Origin of the sequence: Thioalkalivibrio sp. ALE17 (assembly GCF_000425605.1) — a bacterium.
GTDB lineage: Bacteria > Pseudomonadota > Gammaproteobacteria > Ectothiorhodospirales > Ectothiorhodospiraceae > Thioalkalivibrio.
Genome location: NZ_KE384404.1, coordinates 232,838 through 249,246, shown reverse-complemented (window position 1 = coordinate 249,246; position 16,409 = coordinate 232,838). Strand labels below are relative to the sequence as shown.

Sequence of the window (16,409 nt, the reverse complement as noted above, 5' to 3'; positions counted from 1 at the left end):
GCTGGGTACACTGGGGGCATGACCATCCTGTACCTCCTGATTCCGCTGGCGATGCTGTTTGCCCTTGTCGTGGGGCTGGTGCTCTTCTGGGCGATCCGTTCCGGCCAGTACGACGATCTCCAGGGCCCGGCGCACCGCATCCTGATGGATGACGACGACCCGCGGATCCCCACCCGTTCGGGAGACGACCCGCCCGGGCGGGACCGCGAGGGCCGTCCGGGCCAAAAGTCCGAGCGCTGACGTCGGTCGAACTTGCGCCGCGTCGCGGTGCCGCTTACCCTTCGCCTATTCTGGTTGGAAAATTCCGAGGATTGCGAGATGCGCGACTGGTTTACCTTTGAGAACTTCCCGCTGACCTTTACGGCAGCCCTGATCATCTGGTCCTGGATCAGCTTCTTCTCGGTGATCCTGTTCGGCTGATCCGGCGCGGAACGGGCCGGCGGGGCCATGTCGCCCGTTCGGCAACCAGAAAGGCCCCGGCTTGTGCCGGGGCCTTTCTGCGTTCGGGGCCGGGATCGCCGGGCCGCAGGCCCGGGTCAGTCGTCGAAGGCGGCGCGGATGCGCTTGATTGCGTTGTTCTCGATCTGGCGGATGCGCTCCGCCGAGACGGCATATTCCGCAGCCAGTTCGTGCAGCGTCGCCTTCTGGTCCGCCATGTAGCGGCGCATCAGGATGTCGCGGGCGCGCTCGTCGAGTTCGCCCAGGGTCTGGCTCAGTCGCTCCTGGTAGTGACGGTCCCAGTCTTCGTCTTCCGTGACGTGCGCCGGGTCGTCGCTCAGGTCCTCCAGGCTCAGGCGTTCGGACGGGGCCTGATAGCCCTGTTCGTCGTCCGCCTCGGGGCCCGGGTCGAAGCTCGCGTCCTGGCTCGACAGGCGGCGCTCCATCTCCCAGACGTCCTTCTCCGACACGCCCAGATCCTGCGCGACGGCGGAGACCTCGGCGTTCGACAGCCAGCCGAGGCGCTGCTTGGCGCTGCGCAGGTTGAAGAACAGCTTGCGCTGCGCCTTGGTCGTCGCCACCTTCACGATGCGCCAGTTGCGCAGGATGAACTCGTGGATCTCGGCGCGGATCCAGTGCACGGCAAAGGACACCAGGCGCACGCCCTGGTTGGGGTCGAAGCGGCGCACGGCCTTCATCAGGCCCACGTTGCCTTCCTGGATCAGGTCACCCAGCGGCAGGCCGTAGCCCTGGTAGCCGCGCGCGACGTGGATCACGAAGCGCAGGTTGTGCAGGATCAGCTGGCGCGCGGCATCCAGATCCTGGCGCTCGTGCAGCGCCACGGCCAGTTCGCGTTCCTGTTCGGCGTCCAGCACATCGATGCGGCCAACGGCCTGCATGTAGTGATCGAGGTCGCCCACCGGTACGGGCATGTCGACGCGCGGGGTGGTCAGGGCCTGGGTCATGCGTGGTGATTCCTCCCGATTCTATGGCTCTAGATTAGCAGTCTGAGGGTGAGAGTGCTAAACCCTGTAAAAGTTCCGGCTGTGTTCTGCCAACGCGAGCGTGTACATTAATCGCGTTTCATTAGGGCGCATCCCGCAGCGCATGACCGCTGCCCAGTCGGGCCCCCAGCCAGCCCAGGAGCAGCCCGGCCAGCAGCAGGGTGAGCAGATGGCTGCCTCCGGGGAGCGCCAGCTGGAACGAAAGGTCGAATGCCGCGGCCGCCTGTTCCAGGGGTGCCCGGCTGAGGCCGATCCCGACCAGCAGCAGGAGGCCGGCGAAGACCCCGCCCCCCAGCCCGGTGATCAGGCCACCGTACAGCGACGGCCGCCGCAGGAAGCGGTGGGTGGCCCCGCTGATGCGCGAGATGGCGATCTCCTCGCGCCGTTCGCGCAGTTCGGAGGCGGTGGCCAGCGCGAGGATCAGGAGGGCCCCCAGACCCAGTAGCGCCCCGACGACCGCCAGGATGCGCAGCCCCAGCTGATGCAGGCTGTTGAGTTGCCGGACCCACTCGTCGTCGCTGACCACTGTGGCGCCCGGTGCCGTGTCGGCGAGCGCCTGGCGCAGGGCCGCGACGGTTTCCGGCTCGGCGGTGGCCGGGAGCACGTCCACGACATCCGGCAGGGGGTTGTCATCCAGCCAGTCCAGCAGGCCCGGGTCGCTCAGGCCCTCGCGGTAGCGTGCCAGGGCCTCTTCGGCGTCGATCCAGGTCCAGCGCTCGATCCGCGCATCGGTCTCCAGGTGGCGTTCGAGCGCCGCCTCCGTGTCCGGCTCCACGGCATCGAGATAGAGGGCGATGCGCGGCTCGTGGTCGACGTGGGCGGACAATGCGCGCGCATTGTCCAGCAGGACCCAGAGGTAGGCGGGCAGGGCGAGGATGAACCCCAGCACGGCGATACTGATCAGGCTCAGGACGGGTGCCTGCAGGCGGCGCTGGAGGCTGCGCCGGGCGGCATCCCGGTGCGCCTCCAGCCAGGCCGGGACGGTGTCCAGGAGGCGGCGTCCGGGTTTCACGTCGCGGACTCCGCGGCGCCGCGCGCCTCGATGCGGCCGTCCTCCAGGTGCAGGACCGGCTTGCCCATGCGCTCCACCAGCCCCAGGTCGTGGCTGGCGATCAACGCGGTCATGCCGACCCGGTTGAAGTCGTCGAACAGCTGCAGGATCTCGCGCGACAGCGCCGGGTCAAGGTTCCCGGTGGGCTCGTCCGCCAGCAGCAGGACCGGGCGGTGGACGATGGCCCGGGCAATCCCGACCCGCTGCTGTTCCCCCGCGGACAGGGTGCGCGGGTTCACCGCCTCCTTGTGCAGCAGACCGACCTTGTCGAGGGCCGCGCGTACGCGCTTGCGCATCTCCGGGCGGCGATAGGCGAGGATCTCCAGCGGCAGGGCGACGTTGTCGAACACCGGACGGTCGAACAGCAGGCGGTGATCCTGGAACACCAGTCCGATACTGCGGCGAAAGCCGGGGATGGCGCGGCTGGAGAGGCGGTCGAGGTCGTGGCCGTTGACGCGGATGCGGCCGCGGGTGGGCCGCTCGAGCCCGGCGATCAGTCGCAGCAGCGTGCTCTTGCCGGCACCGGAGGGCCCGGTGATGAAGGCCATCGCGCCCGCATCCACGCGCAGGCTGACATTGCTGAGCGCCTCTGCCGCGCTGCCGAACCGCTTGGTGACGCGTTGCAGCTGGATCATCCGGAGCGGGTCAGTCGCTGTCGCGGCCGAGCAGGGCGCGAACGAAGGCGCGTGCATCGAAGACCTGCAGGTCCTCGGCCTTCTCTCCGACCCCGATGAAGCGCACCGGCACCCCCAGCTGTTCGGCCAGCGCGAACAGGACGCCGCCCTTGGCGGTCCCGTCCAGCTTGGTCACCACGATCCCGGTCAGGCCCAGCGCCTCGTGGAACTGGCGCGCCTGATTCAGGGCGTTCTGCCCGGTGCCGCCATCCACCACCAGCAGGACCTCGTCCGGGGCGTGTTCGTCCAGCCGCCCCATCACGCGTTTTACCTTGCGCACCTCGTCCATCAGGTTGGTCTGGGTATGCAGGCGCCCGGCGGTGTCCGCGATCATCACATCGATGCCGCGCGCCTGCGCCGCCTGCAGCCCGTCGTAGACCACCGATGCGGAATCGGCCCCGGTGCCCTGGGCGATCACCGGGGCGTTGTTGCGCTCGCCCCAGGTCTGCAGCTGTTCCACCGCCGCGGCGCGGAAGGTGTCGCCGGCCGCCAGCAGCACCGAGCGGCCGTTGGCCTGGAGGTGGTGCGCCAGCTTGCCGATGGTGGTGGTCTTGCCGGCGCCGTTGATGCCGACCACGAGGATCGAGAACGGGCGTTCGGCCTCCGGGATCTCCAGCGGCTGCGAGACCGGCTCGAGGATCTCGATCATGGCCGCCTCGAGGGCGTCCATCAGCGCCTCGGCATCATCCAGCTGGCCGCGTTTTACCTCGCGGGTGATACGATCCATGATCCGCTGGGTCGCATCCAGGCCCACGTCCGCGAGGAGCAGGCGTTCTTCCAGCTCCTCGAACAGTTCGTCGTCGATCTTGCGCCGGAACAGCGACCCCAGATCGCCGCCCAGGGCCTGCCCGGTCTTGGCCAGGCCCTGGCGCAGGCGCTGGAACCAGCCCCCGCGGGCAGGCTTTTCCGGCTCGGCGTTCGCCGTCTCCGGCGGGGCGGCCGTGGAGTCTTCGGACTTCTTCTTGCGGAAACCGAACATGCTCGATGTGGTCAAGTAGAGAGTTCGCCAATGCTAGCACGAGGATTCATGAATCATGCGCGGTAAAAAACTGGTCACAGTGCTCATTACAGCGCTGGTGTGCGCCTGGCCGGCGGTCGGGTCGGCCGCGCCGCCGGAGATCGAATCGGACGTGGTCGAGGCCACGCTGGACAACGGGCTGACGGTGCTGGTGCTGGAGGACCGGCGGGCCCCGGTCGTGGCCAATATGGTCTGGTACCGGGTCGGCTCGGCCGACGAGCACAGCGGTGTGACGGGGATCTCGCACATGCTGGAGCACATGATGTTCCGCGGCTCCGAACGCTACGAGCCGGGCGAATTCTCGCGCATCATCTCGCGCCTGGGCGGACGCGAGAACGCCTTTACCGGTCGTGACTACACCGGCTACTTCCAGGTGATCGGGCGCGATCACTGGGAGACGGTGATGGCGATGGAGGCGGAACGCATGCAGAACCTCAAGCTGCAGGAAGACGAGTTCCGCCCGGAACTGAGCGTGGTCCAGGAGGAGCGCCGCCTGCGGGTGGAGGATCAGCCGAACGCCCTGCTGCGCGAGCAGCTGATGGCCACCGCCTTCTTCAACCACCCCTACGGCAACCCGGTGATCGGCTGGATGAGCGACATCGAGGCCTACACCCTGGAGGATAACCAGGCGTGGTACGACCGCTACTACCACCCCAACAACGCGGTCGTCGTAGTGGTGGGCGATGTCGACGCTGAGCGGGTGATCGACGCCGCCCGCGAGCACTTCGGCGACATCCCCGCCGGGGAGCTGCCGGAGGCGAAGCCGCGCAGCGAGACCCCGCAGAAGGGCGAGCGCCGTATCACGGTGGAGGCCCCGGCCGAACTCCCCTATCTGATGATGGGCTGGAAGACTCCGGTGCTGAACACCGTCGAGGATCCGGTGGATGCCTATGCCCTGATGGTGGCGGCCGGGATCCTCGATTCCGGCGAGGCCTCGCGCTTTGCCCGCGAGATCGTGCGCGGCGAGGAGCTGGCCGGCGCGACGTCGGCCCGCTACAGCCCCTTCAGCCGGCTGGATGACCTGTTCCTGATCGCGGCCGTGCCCACGGCGGATACCGACGTCGACACGCTGGAGGCCGCCCTGCTGGAACAGGTGGAGCGCCTGAAGGACGAGCCGGTCAGCGACAGCGAGCTCGAGCGGGTGCAGGCGCGGGTGATCGCCTCCGAGGTGTACCAGCGCGATTCGGTGCGCTCGCAGGCCTTCCAGCTGGGCATGCTGCAGACCATCGGGGTCGGCTGGCAGGAAGGCGATCGCTTCGTCGAGCGCGTGCGGGCGGTCACCGCCGAGGACGTGCAGCGCGTGGCCCGCGAGTATCTGGTGCCGCAGCGCCGCACGGTCGGGATCCTCGACCCGCAGCCCCTGGATGGCGAAGACCCGCCCGATCCGGGGGCGGCGCAACCCTATGGCGAAACCGCGGGGGGCATGTGATGACGGGAGGCAAGATGATGCGTGCAGGATGGCTGACGGCCTTCGTGTGGCTGCTGGCGCTGGCGCTGCCGGCCCAGGCGGTGGAGATCGAGCAGTGGGAGACCGACGAGGGCCTGCGCGTGCTCTATGTGGCCGCGCCGGACCTGCCGATGGTCGACTTGCGTCTTACGTTCGACGGCGGCGCCTCGCGCGACGGTGACCAGCACGGCCTGGCCTCGCTGACCAGCAGCGCCCTGCGCCACGGCACGGAGGAGATGGATTCGGACGAACTGGCCGAGCGTTTCGAGTCGGTGGGCGCGCAATTCAGCACCGATTCGCTGCGCGACATGGCCATCGTCAGCCTGCGCAGCCTGACCGAGCCGGACTGGATGAATACCGCGGTGGAGACCCTGACCGCCGTGCTGGCCGCGCCGGCCTTCCCCGAGGCCGACTTCGAGCGGGCACGGCGCCAGGCCCTGCAGGGGCTGCAGCGCGAGCGCCAGGACCCGGGCAGCGTCGCCAGCCGGCGCTTCTACGAACTGATGTATGGCGACCACCCGTACGCCAACTGGCCGGGCGGCAAGCGCGAGACCCTGGAGGCCCTGGCGCCGGCGGATGCCCGTGCGTTCTATGAGCGCTTCTACACCACCGGAAACGGTGCCCTGGCGATCACTGGTGGCCTGACGCGCGAGGAGGCTGAGGCGGTGGCCGACCGGATCTCCGCGGCGCTGCCGCAGGGCGCGGCGGCGGAGCCGCTGCCGGCCGTGGAGCCGCGCGACGAGCCGGTGGAGGAGCGTATCGAGTTTCCCTCCGAGCAGGCCCATATCCTGATGGGCGCCCCGGCGCTGCGACGTGGCGACGAGGATCATTACGCCCTGACGCTTGCAAATCACGCCTTCGGGGGCGGCGGCTTTACCTCGCGGCTGTTTCGGGAGATCCGCAGCCAGCGTGGTCTGGCCTATTCCGTGAGCAGTCGCCTGCAGCCGATGGCGGCCGAGGGCCCCTTCCGTATCGGTATGCAGACCGGCGTGGACCAGGCGGACGAGGCGGTGACCGCCCTGCGCGAGGCGCTCGTGCGCTGGCACGCCGACGGGGTCGATGCCGAAGAACTCGAGGCCTCGCGCGAGAACGTGGTCAACAGCTTCCCGCTGTCGCTGGCCTCGAACAGCGATATCGTCGGACTGCTGGGGATGATGGCCTTCTACGACCTGCCGCTGGACTACCTGGAGCGCTACATCGAGCGCATGGAGGCGGTGGAGCTGGATGAACTGAATGCCCGGCTGCGCGAGCGCATCAACCCGGATGCGATGGTCACGGTGATCGTGGGTGGGCAGGAGTAGGCGGGCCCCCGCCGGGCGCCCGGCGCGCATCCGCATCATCGGCGGCGCCTGGCGGCGACGCTGGCTGCCGGTCCCTGCGGTGGGCGGCCTGCGGCCGACTGCCGATGCCCTGCGCGAGACGGTGTTCAACTGGCTGCAGCCCCGGTTGCCGGGCGCACGGGTGCTGGATCTGTTCGCCGGAACCGGGGCGCTGGGGCTGGAGGCGGCCTCGCGCGGGGCCCATGCGGTGCTCCTGGTCGAGCGCGATGCGCGCGCCGCGGCCCAGCTCCAGGCCAACTGCGAGACCCTGGGCGCCGGGCAGGTCAGCGTGCGTCGGGATGACGCCCGGCGCCTGCTGGCCGGCCCACCCCCCGAGGGCCTTGCCTACGATCTCGTGCTGGTGGACCCGCCGTTCGGGCAGGGGCATGTCCCTCCGGTGCTGGAGGGCCTGCTCGCGCAGGGCTGGCTGCACGCCGACAGCCGGGTTTATGTGGAGATCGAGTCCGAGGCGGATCTCGCCTTTCTCGCCGCGGGGGGCTGGCAGATCGAGCGCGAGCGCCAGGGCGGGCAGGCTCGGGCCCTGCTGCTGGCCCGGAACTCGACCCGCACCGAGGCGTGAGGCCGCGCGGGCCGTGACGCCTGTCGCGGTTTTGCAGTGCGGCGAGTCTTTCGCTACGGTGATGCTGTCCCACCTACCGCGACAACGCCCATCGGGCGCCTCCCCGCGCGGCTTCCGGAAAACTCCGGAACCGGACCGCTCGGTCTTGCGCTTGCCACAGGAAAAAAAGGGGAAACCGAATGGATGAGCAGTCCACCCCCGGTCTGACGCAAACCCGCCTCGGCGGCTTTGGCGTGATCTGCAGCCCGGTCTTCTATACCGCCAGCCTGATAATCGCAGCCTTCGTGGCTTTCGGGGCCATCTTCCCGGATCGTGCCGAGGCGATCTTCGAGCAGCTCCAAAGTGGCATCGGGCAGTATCTCGGCTGGTATTACATGCTGGTCGTGACGGTATTCCTGGTCTTTTCCCTGTATCTGATGTTCAGCCGCTACGGCGGCGTGCGCCTGGGCGACCAGTTCGAGACCCCGCGTTTCAGCTACGCCGCGTGGTTCGCGATGCTGTTCTCCGCGGGCATGGGGATCGGGCTGCTGTTCTGGAGCATCGCCGAGCCGATGTTCCACTACCTCAGCCCGCCGCATGCGGAGGGCGAGAGTGCCGAGGCGGCCACCGAGGCCATGCGCTACACCTTCTTCCACTGGGGCCTGCACGCCTGGGCGATCTACATCGTCGTTGGCCTGTCGCTGGCGTACTACGCCTACCGCCACAACCTCCCGCTGCTGATCCGCTCGTCGCTGTACCCGTTCATCGGTGATCGGATCTATGGTCCGTGGGGGCACCTCGTCGACGTAGTGGCGCTGTTTGGCACCATGTTCGGGGTGGCGACCTCGCTGGGCCTTGGCGTCATGCAGATCAACTCGGGCCTGAACTTCGTGTTCGGGATCGAGGAATCCACCTTCATGCAGATCGTCCTGGTCGCGATCATCACCCTGATTGCCGTCGTCTCGGTGGCGCTGGGTGTGGACAAGGGCATCAAGCGCCTGTCCAACTTCAATATTGGCCTGGCGGCGATCCTGATCGCCCTGCTGCTGGTGATGGGGCCGACCCTGTTCATCCTGCGTCTGCTGGTGGAAAGCACCGGCGTCTATGTGCAGTCCCTGCCCGAGATGAGCCTGTGGGCCGACACCATCGAGGACTCCGGCTGGGCCACCTCCTGGACCATCTTCTACTGGGGCTGGTGGATCTCCTGGGCCCCGTACGTCGGTATGTTCATCGCGCGGGTCTCGCGCGGGCGCACCATTCGCGAGTTCGTCGCCGGGGTGCTGCTGGCCCCGACCGCCGCTGCCTTCGTCTGGCTGGCCGTGTTCGGGGGTACCGCGATGAGCTACGAGCTCGACGGCGTTGCGGACCTGGCCGGCGCCGTTTCGGAAAACGTGTCCACCGCGCTGTTTGTCACCCTCCAGGCCCTGCCGCTCTTCGACTGGCTGGCCGTGGCGGTGATGGCGGCGGCGACGCTGCTGATCGTGACGTTCTTCGTGACCTCCTCGGACTCCGGTTCGCTGGTCATCGACACCCTGGCCTCCGGCGACGTGCGTAACCCGACCGTCACCCAGCGCGTGTACTGGGCCATCCTCGAAGGGGTGGTCGCCTCCATCCTGCTGCTGGCGGGCGGACTGGCCGCGCTGCAGGCGGCCGCGATCAGTGTCGGTCTGCCGTTCTCGGTCATCATGTTGATCATGGTGATCGGCCTGTGGCGAAGCTTGCACCAGACCGAGGCGGTCACGCCGAGCAAGTACCAGAAGGAGGCCCCGCCGCCGCATACCCTGCTCGGGTATACGGATGATCTGGACGACAAGATCAAGTAGGGGGTCAGCATGACTGCGTCCCGAGTGGCGCTGCTGGGATGCGGGCTCATGGGGCAACCCATGGGCCTGCGTCTTTTGCAGGCCGGATTTCCCGTGGTGGCCTACAACCGCACGGTCGCTCGCGCGAGCGATCTGGCGGCCGAGGGGGTCACCGTCCACAACGCCCCCGCCGCGGCCGTCGCGGAGGCCGATGTGCTGGTGCTGATGCTCAGCGATGCCGGCGCCATTGGCGCGGTGCTCGACGAGCTGCCGGACGGGGCGCTGGACGGGCGCTGCGTGATCCAGATGGCGACCATCCTGCCGGCCGAGAGCCGGGCCCTGGCACAGCGGGTCCGCGCCGCCGGGGCCTGCTACCTGGAGGCCCCGGTGCTGGGCTCCATCCCGGAGGCGCGCGATGGACGGCTGCTGATCATGGCGGGTGCCGACCGCGAGGCGGACTTTGTCCGGGCGCGGCCGGTGCTGGCGGCCCTGGGCGAGACGCCCCGGCACGTCGGCGCCGTGGGGCAGGGGGCGGCTCTGAAGCTCGCCTTCAACCAGCTGATTGCGAGCCTGACCGCTGCGTTTTCCCTCAGCCTGGGGCTGGTGCGGCGCGAGGGCGTGGAGGTGGATACCTTCATGGACATCCTGCGTGACAGCGCCCTGTACGCCCCGACCTTCGACAAGAAGCTGGGCAAGATGGTCTCCGGCGACTTCGGCACGGCCAATTTTCCGGTCAAGCACTTGCTGAAGGATGTGCGCCTGACCGAGCAGGCGGTCGAGGATGCCCATCTGGTGGGCCCATGGTTGCCGTTGCTGGCGGATCTGCTGGATCGGGCGCAGGCCCAGGGCCTGGCGGACGCGGATTACTCTGCCATCTACACGGCGATTGTCCCGGACTCGCCAGGGCGATGAGGGCGGACCGCGGCTTTATGCACAGCCGTCTCCGCAGTCCGAGCGGGTACGCCTGTGTCCGTCAGGGACGCCGGGTCGTGGTGGTTTTCGGAGAGTAAAACAATTGAGATCAAGGTGTTGCGGGGGTTTTTTGTCTCATCGGTGGCGGCGCCCCTTGACGTCCCGCGAGCGTCTCGTTCCGGGGGCGACAATTCGTCCACAAAGTTATCCACAGGTTGTTCGGTGGGCAAAACCACGTGGCCATTCAGGGGTTTGCCGCCTGGATTTCAAATGCCCTGCCCAAATGGCACCGTAAACCGGTCTTGCGCTGAAGGCCCGGAGCCGGCTATCCTATTGGACTTTTCGCCAGAACCTGCGTGAGCCGACCATGAAAGCCGACATCCATCCGAACTACCACAACGTCAAGGTTATCTGCAGCTGCGGTACGCAGTTCGAGACCCGCTCCACTCTCGCCTCCGGCGACGAGATGCATGTGGACGTGTGCTCGCAGTGCCACCCGTTCTACACCGGCAAGCAGAAGATCGTTGATACCGCCGGCCAGGTCGACAAGTTCAACCGCCGCTTCGCATTCTGAAGCCGCGGCGCGCCGTCAGGCGCGCAACGCGACCGGGTGCGTGACCGCGATGGCGGGCCGTGTCCGAACCGACGAGGGCGTCCTGCGGGGCGCCCTCGTCTGCGTTGTGGGGGCCGTGCTCCTGCTGCTGGCTGGAATGGCTGCGGCGGAGTGCCGGCTGGCGGATCAGGACCCGCGCGGGTTGCAGGAGGTCGAGGTCGAGCGTGTCGTGGGGTTCGACCGGTTGCACCTGGCCGATGGGCGGACGATCCGCCTGATCGGTCTGGCCCCGGCCGCCCCGTTGCCGGAGGTCTTGACTCCGCTGCGCGATCTGCGCCTGCATGAGGGAATACGTGAAGCCCTTGAAATCCGCCTGGCTGCGGCGGGGCAGCGCCTGACGCTGCGCCCCGCGGACCCCGCGCGGGATCCGGGAGGTACCCCGCGCATGCATGCCTGGAGTGAAGATGGCGCCTTGCTGGCGGCGGATCTGATCGCGGCGGGCGCGGCGATGCCGCGGCCGGGGCCGCGACCGGTGCCGCTGGATGCCTGCCTGTACGCGGCCGAGGCCGAGGCGCGAGCCGCAGAACGGGGGCTGTGGCTGGAGCGCCCGGCGGCCATGCCCGCCCGGGTACTGGATCCGCTGGATGGCGCGCTGCGTCAGGGCCGGCTGCGGGTGATGGCCGAGGTGACTGCGGTGCGCGCGACCGGGCGCCACTGGGTACTGGTGCTGGAGGGCCCCCTGGATTTGCTGATCCGCGGGGATGACCGCGATCATTGGCCCGAGCTGGATCCCGAATCCTTGATCGGTGAGGCGGTGGTCGCGCGCGGTCAGGTGTATCCTTGGAGAGACCGACTCCGGATGCGCATTCGGCATCCGCTCGATCTCGAGGTAGAGGACTAGCGAGGTGCTGGAATAATGCGTGCGTTTCCCAAGTCGTGGCGGCCGGTCCGCGGTCGCCTGGGCTCTCTGCTCCTGGCGGTGCTGGTTGCCGGTGGCCTTGCGGTGGCGATCCCCGGGTGCACCACCAACCCGGTGACCGGTCGCTCGCAGCTGATGCTGGTCTCCGAGAGCCAGGCCATCAGTGCCTCGCGTACCGCCTACGTGGAGATGCTGGCACCGGCACGGGAGGAAGGCCGGATCAATGCCGACCCCGAGATGACCGCGCGAGTGCATGGCATTACCGAAAAGGTCGTCGCCCAGGCCGTGAAGTACCGCTCCGAGACCGCGGACTGGGACTGGGAGATCGTGGTCATCGAGGCCCCGGACACCATCAACGCGTTCGCCATGGCGGGCGGCAAGATGGCGATCTACTCGGGCATCATCGAGCAGCTGGAGCTGACCGACGACGAACTGGCCCAGATCATCGGGCACGAGATCGCCCATGCGCTGTCGGCCCACACCGCGGAGAAGATGTCGGTGGCGCTGGCCAGCAACATGGCGGTTGCCGGCTACGCCATGACGGGGGATCGTTCGCAGATTGCCCTGACCGGGGCGGCGCTGGGCGCGGCACTGGCGGTCCAGCTGCCGCACAGTCGCGCGATGGAGGCCGAGGCCGACGAGATCGGTATGGAGCTGGCGGCCCGCGCGGGTTATAACCCCGACGCCGCGGCGAGCCTGTGGCGCAAGATGGCGGCCCAGTCCAACGGGCGCCACCCGGTCTTCCTCAGTACCCACCCGGCGCCGGAATCGCGCCAGCGTGACCTCACCCGGATGGCCGATCGCTTCCGGCCACTGTACGAAGAGGCGCGCAACAGCCGCGTCCCCACGCACCCGGTCAACTGAAGGATCTCTCCCGTCGCCCGGACTCGCGCCGGGCGGCACGCCGTTTATTTGTTCCCGATCGAAAAAAGGCCCCGCTACACCATGTCCAAGGATTTCAATCAGCGCGCGCTGGAGTACCACGAGCAGCAGCCGGCCGGAAAACTGGCCATCCAGGTCACCAAGCCCACGGCGACCCAGGACGACCTCTCCCTGGCCTACTCGCCGGGTGTCGCCGCGCCGGTGCGCGCGATCGCCGAGGATCCGGAGCTGGCCTATCGCTATACCGGCAAGGGCAATCTGGTCGCGGTGATCACCGACGGGACCGCCGTGCTGGGGCTGGGTAACGTCGGTGCCCTGGCCTCCAAGCCGGTGATGGAGGGCAAGGGCGTGCTGTTCAAGACCTTCGCCAATATCGACGTCTTCGATATCGAGGTGGACGCCCCGCAGCCGGAGGACTTCATCAACACCGTCGCGCGCATCGCCGGCGGGTTCGGCGGCATCAACCTCGAGGATATCGCGGCGCCGCACTGCTTCGAGATCGAGCGTCGCCTGTCCGAGCGCCTGGACATCCCGGTCTTCCACGATGATCAGCACGGCACTGCGATCATCACCGCGGCCGGCCTGGTCAACGCGCTGGAGATCCAGGGCAAGAAGCTCAGTGAGGCGAAGATCGTCTGCGTCGGCGCGGGCGCCGCCGGGATCGCCTCCATGCAGTTGCTGGTCCGCCTGGGCGCGGCCAAGAAGAACCTGTACATGGTGGATCGCAAGGGCGTGATCCACAGCCAGCGCGACGACCTGAACGAGTACAAGCAGATCTTCGCGGTGGACACCGAGGCGCGCAGCCTGGCGGATGCCTGCCGTGACGCCGATGTCTTCATCGGCCTGTCCGGTCCGGACCTGCTGACCCCGGAGATGCTGCGGTCCATGGCGCCGAAGCCGGTGGTCTTCGCGCTGTCCAACCCGGACCCGGAGATCCGCCCGGAGCTTGCGCACGAGACCCGTGACGACCTGATCATGGCCACCGGGCGCTCGGACTACCCGAATCAGGTGAACAACGTGCTCGGCTTCCCGTTCATCTTCCGCGGCGCGCTGGATGTGCGCGCGCGGACCATCAACGACGAGATGCTGGTCGCGGCGGTCCACGCGCTCGCCGGGCTGGCCCGCGAGCCGGTACCGCAGTCCGTGCTGGATGCCTACGGGCGGGATGCGCTCGAGTTCGGCCCGCACTACATCCTGCCGACCCCGTTCGATCCGCGCCTGATCGATACCGTGCCACAGGCGATCAGTCAGGCTGCCCGCGACAGCGGGGTCGCCCGCTTGTAGCCCGCCCCAACCGCAGAGGAGGAGCAGCGCATGCAGAAGATCGCCATCGTCGGCGCCGGGCGCGTCGGTGAATCCACCGCCCAGTTCCTTGCGCGGCGTGATGTCGCCCGCGAGATCGCGTTGCTGGATGTGCGCGAGGGCGCGGCGGCCGGTGCTGCCCTGGATATCCAGGAGACCGCCCCGCTGCTGCGCTTCGACACCCGGCTGAGCGGCAGCCACGAGCCCTCGGTGATCGCCGGTGCCGAACTGGTGATCATCACGGCCGGGTTGCCGCGCAAGCCCGGCATGTCGCGCTCCGACGTGCTGGACAAGAACGTCGAGATCCTCGACCTGATCCTGCAGGACATCCTGGTCCATGCCCCGCAGAGCCGCATCCTGGTGGTCTCCAACCCGGTGGACGTGCTGACCTACCGCGCCTGGCAGAAGACCGGCTGGAGCCGCGACCGGATATTCGGCCAGGCCGGGGTGCTGGATACCTCGCGCATGGCCGCCTTCATTGCGCTGGAGACCGGGTTGTCCACCCACGACATCCAGGCGCTGGTACTGGGCGGCCATGGCGATGCGATGGTCCCGATGCTGCGCTATTCCTCGGTCAACGGGGTGCCGCTGCATCACTTCATGGATCAGGCCGCGCTGGACAACATCGTCGAGCGCACCCGCCACGGCGGGGCCGAGATCCTCGCCCTGAAACAGACCTCCAGCGCCTACGGCGCCCCGGCCGCGGCCATCGCCGAGATGGTCGAAGCGATCGCCCTGGATCGGCGCCGGGTGCTGCCCACGGTTGCGCTGCTGGACGGCGAATACGGCGAGCGCGATGTCGCCATGGGCGTACCCTGTATCCTCGGTCAGGGCGGCATGGAACGCGCCATCGAGCTGGATCTGAACGCCGAGGAGCGCGCCGCCTTCGACCAGTCGATCGCCGGGGTGCGGAAGGACCTTGAACGCCTCGCCTGAATCCGCGCCGCTCCCGGATGCGCCACGGCCGACCCTGACGCTGATCGACAGCAGCATCTTCGTCTTCCGTGCCTGGTTCGCGCGCGGCCTGGATCCCGACCCGCAGGGCCGCCCGGGCGGCGCGCTGCACGGCCTGGTCCATTCGCTCTGTCAGTGGTTGCCGGCCTGTGCGCCGGGGCCCGTGGCGTTCTGCCTCGATACCGGGCTGCGCCAGGGGTTTCGTCACCGCCTCGACCCGGCCTACAAGGCCCACCGCCCGCCGGCACCGCCGGAGCTGCGCGAGCAGTTCGAACGGATCCGCGAGCTTCTGGGAAGGCTCGGTTTTACGACTCTGGCCGACCCGGAATACGAGGCCGATGACCTGATCGCCAGTCTGGCCCGCTCCGGCCGCGCGGCCGGGTATCGCATCGACGTGAAGAGTGCCGACAAGGATCTGACCCAGGTCATTCTGGGTGATGCGGACCGGCTGCATGACCCGGAGCGCGGCACTGACCTGGATCGCCGCGCGATCGAGAAGCGCTTCCGCATTCGGCCGGAACAGGTCGCGGACATGCTGGCGCTGGCCGGGGACGCCAGCGACAACATTCCGGGGATCGATGGGGTCGGCCCGAAGAGCGCCGCGCGCATCCTGCGCCGGCTGCGCGACCTCGACACCGTGCTGGCGGACCCGGCAGCGGTTGCCCGCTGCAATATCCGCCGCGCCCCGGCGGTCGCCGCGGCCATCGCCGGGGCGGCCGATCGCCTGCGCCGTGCGCGCCGGCTGACGGGTCTCGCCGACCGGATCCCGGGGCTGCCGGCAGTCAACCAGATGCTGCCCCGGGGCCCCGACCCGGATGCAGCGGTCTGGCTCCGGGATCTGGGGGTGGCCCCGACCTATCATGCACCTCTGCTGGCCGCCGCCAATGCCTGGGCCGGCGCCGATACGAGACAGACCGCATGACCGCAAGCCGCATATTCCCCGCGATCCTGATCCTGATGGCGTTGTTGCTGCCGGCCGCTGCGCAGGCCCACCCGCATGCGTGGATCGACCTGCGCGTCAGCTTCGAGCGCGACGCCACGGGGCAGATCACCCACATGCTCCACCACTGGCGCTTCGATCCGACCTACGGGCAATACCTCTACGACGATGCCCAGGAGCATCAGCCGGGGGATACCCCGGAGGCGCGTCTGCAGGGGCTGGCCCGCGAGATCCTGGACAACCTCGACGAGTACCGCTGGTACAGCCATCTGCAGGTGGCGGACGACGCGATCGGCATCGCCGCCGCCGCGGAACCGCGCATGGCGATGGAGGACGGGCTGCTGCACTTCCGCTTCCGGCTGGAGCTGGAGACCCCCGTGGATCCCGCCGTCGCGCCGCTGGAGTACAAGGTCTACGACCCGACGTATTTCATCGAGATCCTGCACCAGGAGCCGCACGGCACGCGCATTGTCGATGCCTCCGGGCTGGTGGATGCGACCTGCCAGGTCCGGCTCGAGCGTCCGCGCCCGGATCCGGCCATGGTGGCGCGCGCGATGGCGCTGGACTACGGCGCCAGCGTCGATTACGACCTCGGTCGCTACTTCGCCGAGCGCGTCACCCTGCGCTGCGACTGA

The 16,409-nt window shown here is 68.5% G+C and carries 17 protein-coding genes; 13 read left to right on the top strand and 4 right to left on the bottom strand.

The window, feature by feature from the left end:
• Positions 1–18: 18 nt before the first annotated feature.
• On the top strand, positions 19–240 hold the full coding sequence (gene ccoS / locus H609_RS13460) for a cbb3-type cytochrome oxidase assembly protein CcoS (RefSeq protein WP_018867758.1): 222 nt from the start codon (positions 19–21) through the stop codon (positions 238–240).
• 296 nt (positions 241–536) lie between these two features.
• On the opposite strand, the gene rpoH is transcribed toward ccoS, so the two are convergent.
• The 4 genes from rpoH to ftsY form a co-directional block, all read right to left on the bottom strand.
• On the bottom strand, positions 537–1,403 hold the full coding sequence (gene rpoH / locus H609_RS0112150; RefSeq protein ID WP_028485051.1) for an RNA polymerase sigma factor RpoH: 867 nt from the start codon (positions 1,401–1,403) through the stop codon (positions 537–539).
• 121 nt (positions 1,404–1,524) lie between these two features.
• A complete protein-coding gene (locus H609_RS0112145; RefSeq protein WP_028485050.1) occupies positions 1,525–2,454 on the bottom strand; it encodes an ABC transporter permease in 930 nt (309 codons plus the stop codon).
• Positions 2,451–3,128 (bottom strand): cell division ATP-binding protein FtsE, encoded by a 678-nt coding sequence (gene ftsE / locus H609_RS0112140; protein WP_018867762.1) that lies wholly within the window; start codon positions 3,126–3,128, stop codon positions 2,451–2,453. The genes H609_RS0112145 and ftsE overlap by 4 nt, the downstream gene beginning before the upstream one ends.
• A gap of 10 nt (positions 3,129–3,138) precedes the next feature.
• Complete coding sequence (gene ftsY, locus H609_RS0112135) at positions 3,139–4,146, bottom strand: signal recognition particle-docking protein FtsY (RefSeq protein ID WP_018867763.1); 1,008 nt, start codon at positions 4,144–4,146, stop codon at positions 3,139–3,141.
• Positions 4,147–4,201: 55 nt separating this feature from the next.
• Here ftsY and H609_RS0112130 point away from each other — a divergent pair, with 55 nt between their 5' ends.
• The 12 genes from H609_RS0112130 to H609_RS0112075 all read left to right on the top strand — a co-directional run bounded on the left by H609_RS0112130 (position 4,202) and on the right by H609_RS0112075 (position 16,409).
• Positions 4,202–5,614, top strand: a complete 1,413-nt coding sequence (locus tag H609_RS0112130) for a pitrilysin family protein (protein WP_026280266.1) — start codon at positions 4,202–4,204, stop codon at positions 5,612–5,614.
• 14 nt (positions 5,615–5,628) lie between these two features.
• Positions 5,629–6,933 (top strand): pitrilysin family protein, encoded by a 1,305-nt coding sequence (locus H609_RS0112125; protein WP_028485049.1) that lies wholly within the window; start codon positions 5,629–5,631, stop codon positions 6,931–6,933.
• Positions 6,920–7,531, top strand: coding sequence for a 16S rRNA (guanine(966)-N(2))-methyltransferase RsmD (gene rsmD, locus H609_RS0112120; protein ID WP_018875948.1), 612 nt, complete (start codon positions 6,920–6,922; stop codon positions 7,529–7,531). Before H609_RS0112125 ends, rsmD begins: the two co-directional genes overlap by 14 nt.
• Before the next feature lie 179 nt (positions 7,532–7,710).
• Positions 7,711–9,333 (top strand): BCCT family transporter, encoded by a 1,623-nt coding sequence (locus H609_RS0112115; RefSeq protein ID WP_028485048.1) that lies wholly within the window; start codon positions 7,711–7,713, stop codon positions 9,331–9,333.
• A 9-nt stretch (positions 9,334–9,342) separates the two neighbouring features.
• Positions 9,343–10,224: an NAD(P)-dependent oxidoreductase gene (locus H609_RS0112110; RefSeq protein ID WP_081659446.1), complete on the top strand. Its 882-nt coding sequence runs from the start codon at positions 9,343–9,345 to the stop codon at positions 10,222–10,224.
• Between the two features lie 367 nt (positions 10,225–10,591).
• On the top strand, positions 10,592–10,798 hold the full coding sequence (gene rpmE / locus H609_RS0112105; RefSeq protein ID WP_018867769.1) for a 50S ribosomal protein L31: 207 nt from the start codon (positions 10,592–10,594) through the stop codon (positions 10,796–10,798).
• Positions 10,799–10,847: 49 nt separating this feature from the next.
• Entirely contained in the window at positions 10,848–11,678 is an 831-nt protein-coding gene (locus H609_RS0112100) for a hypothetical protein (RefSeq protein ID WP_028485046.1), read from the top strand.
• A gap of 15 nt (positions 11,679–11,693) precedes the next feature.
• Positions 11,694–12,560, top strand: a complete 867-nt coding sequence (locus H609_RS0112095; protein WP_018867771.1) for a M48 family metallopeptidase — start codon at positions 11,694–11,696, stop codon at positions 12,558–12,560.
• Positions 12,561–12,641: 81 nt separating this feature from the next.
• The gene (locus H609_RS0112090) at positions 12,642–13,862 is read left to right on the top strand and encodes a malic enzyme-like NAD(P)-binding protein (protein WP_018867772.1); all 1,221 of its coding nucleotides are present in this window, start codon (positions 12,642–12,644) and stop codon (positions 13,860–13,862) included.
• A 30-nt stretch (positions 13,863–13,892) separates the two neighbouring features.
• Positions 13,893–14,816, top strand: coding sequence for a malate dehydrogenase (mdh, locus tag H609_RS0112085; protein WP_018875951.1), 924 nt, complete (start codon positions 13,893–13,895; stop codon positions 14,814–14,816).
• Complete coding sequence (locus H609_RS0112080) at positions 14,800–15,756, top strand: 5'-3' exonuclease H3TH domain-containing protein (protein WP_028485045.1); 957 nt, start codon at positions 14,800–14,802, stop codon at positions 15,754–15,756. The genes mdh and H609_RS0112080 overlap by 17 nt, the downstream gene beginning before the upstream one ends.
• On the top strand, positions 15,753–16,409 hold the full coding sequence (locus H609_RS0112075; protein ID WP_028485044.1) for a DUF1007 family protein: 657 nt from the start codon (positions 15,753–15,755) through the stop codon (positions 16,407–16,409). The genes H609_RS0112080 and H609_RS0112075 overlap by 4 nt, the downstream gene beginning before the upstream one ends.

Coding starts and splice junctions, on each gene's coding strand:
- ccoS (WP_018867758.1), top strand. CDS start 19: ATGACCATCCTGTACCTCCTGATTCCGCTGGCGATGCTGTTTGCCCTT.
- rpoH (WP_028485051.1), bottom strand. CDS start 1,403: ATGACCCAGGCCCTGACCACCCCGCGCGTCGACATGCCCGTACCGGTG.
- ftsE (WP_018867762.1), bottom strand. CDS start 3,128: ATGATCCAGCTGCAACGCGTCACCAAGCGGTTCGGCAGCGCGGCAGAG.
- ftsY (WP_018867763.1), bottom strand. CDS start 4,146: ATGTTCGGTTTCCGCAAGAAGAAGTCCGAAGACTCCACGGCCGCCCCG.
- H609_RS0112130 (WP_026280266.1), top strand. CDS start 4,202: ATGCGCGGTAAAAAACTGGTCACAGTGCTCATTACAGCGCTGGTGTGC.
- H609_RS0112125 (WP_028485049.1), top strand. CDS start 5,629: ATGATGCGTGCAGGATGGCTGACGGCCTTCGTGTGGCTGCTGGCGCTG.
- H609_RS0112115 (WP_028485048.1), top strand. CDS start 7,711: ATGGATGAGCAGTCCACCCCCGGTCTGACGCAAACCCGCCTCGGCGGC.
- H609_RS0112110 (WP_081659446.1), top strand. CDS start 9,343: ATGACTGCGTCCCGAGTGGCGCTGCTGGGATGCGGGCTCATGGGGCAA.
- rpmE (WP_018867769.1), top strand. CDS start 10,592: ATGAAAGCCGACATCCATCCGAACTACCACAACGTCAAGGTTATCTGC.
- H609_RS0112100 (WP_028485046.1), top strand. CDS start 10,848: ATGGCGGGCCGTGTCCGAACCGACGAGGGCGTCCTGCGGGGCGCCCTC.
- H609_RS0112095 (WP_018867771.1), top strand. CDS start 11,694: ATGCGTGCGTTTCCCAAGTCGTGGCGGCCGGTCCGCGGTCGCCTGGGC.
- H609_RS0112090 (WP_018867772.1), top strand. CDS start 12,642: ATGTCCAAGGATTTCAATCAGCGCGCGCTGGAGTACCACGAGCAGCAG.
- mdh (WP_018875951.1), top strand. CDS start 13,893: ATGCAGAAGATCGCCATCGTCGGCGCCGGGCGCGTCGGTGAATCCACC.
- H609_RS0112075 (WP_028485044.1), top strand. CDS start 15,753: ATGACCGCAAGCCGCATATTCCCCGCGATCCTGATCCTGATGGCGTTG.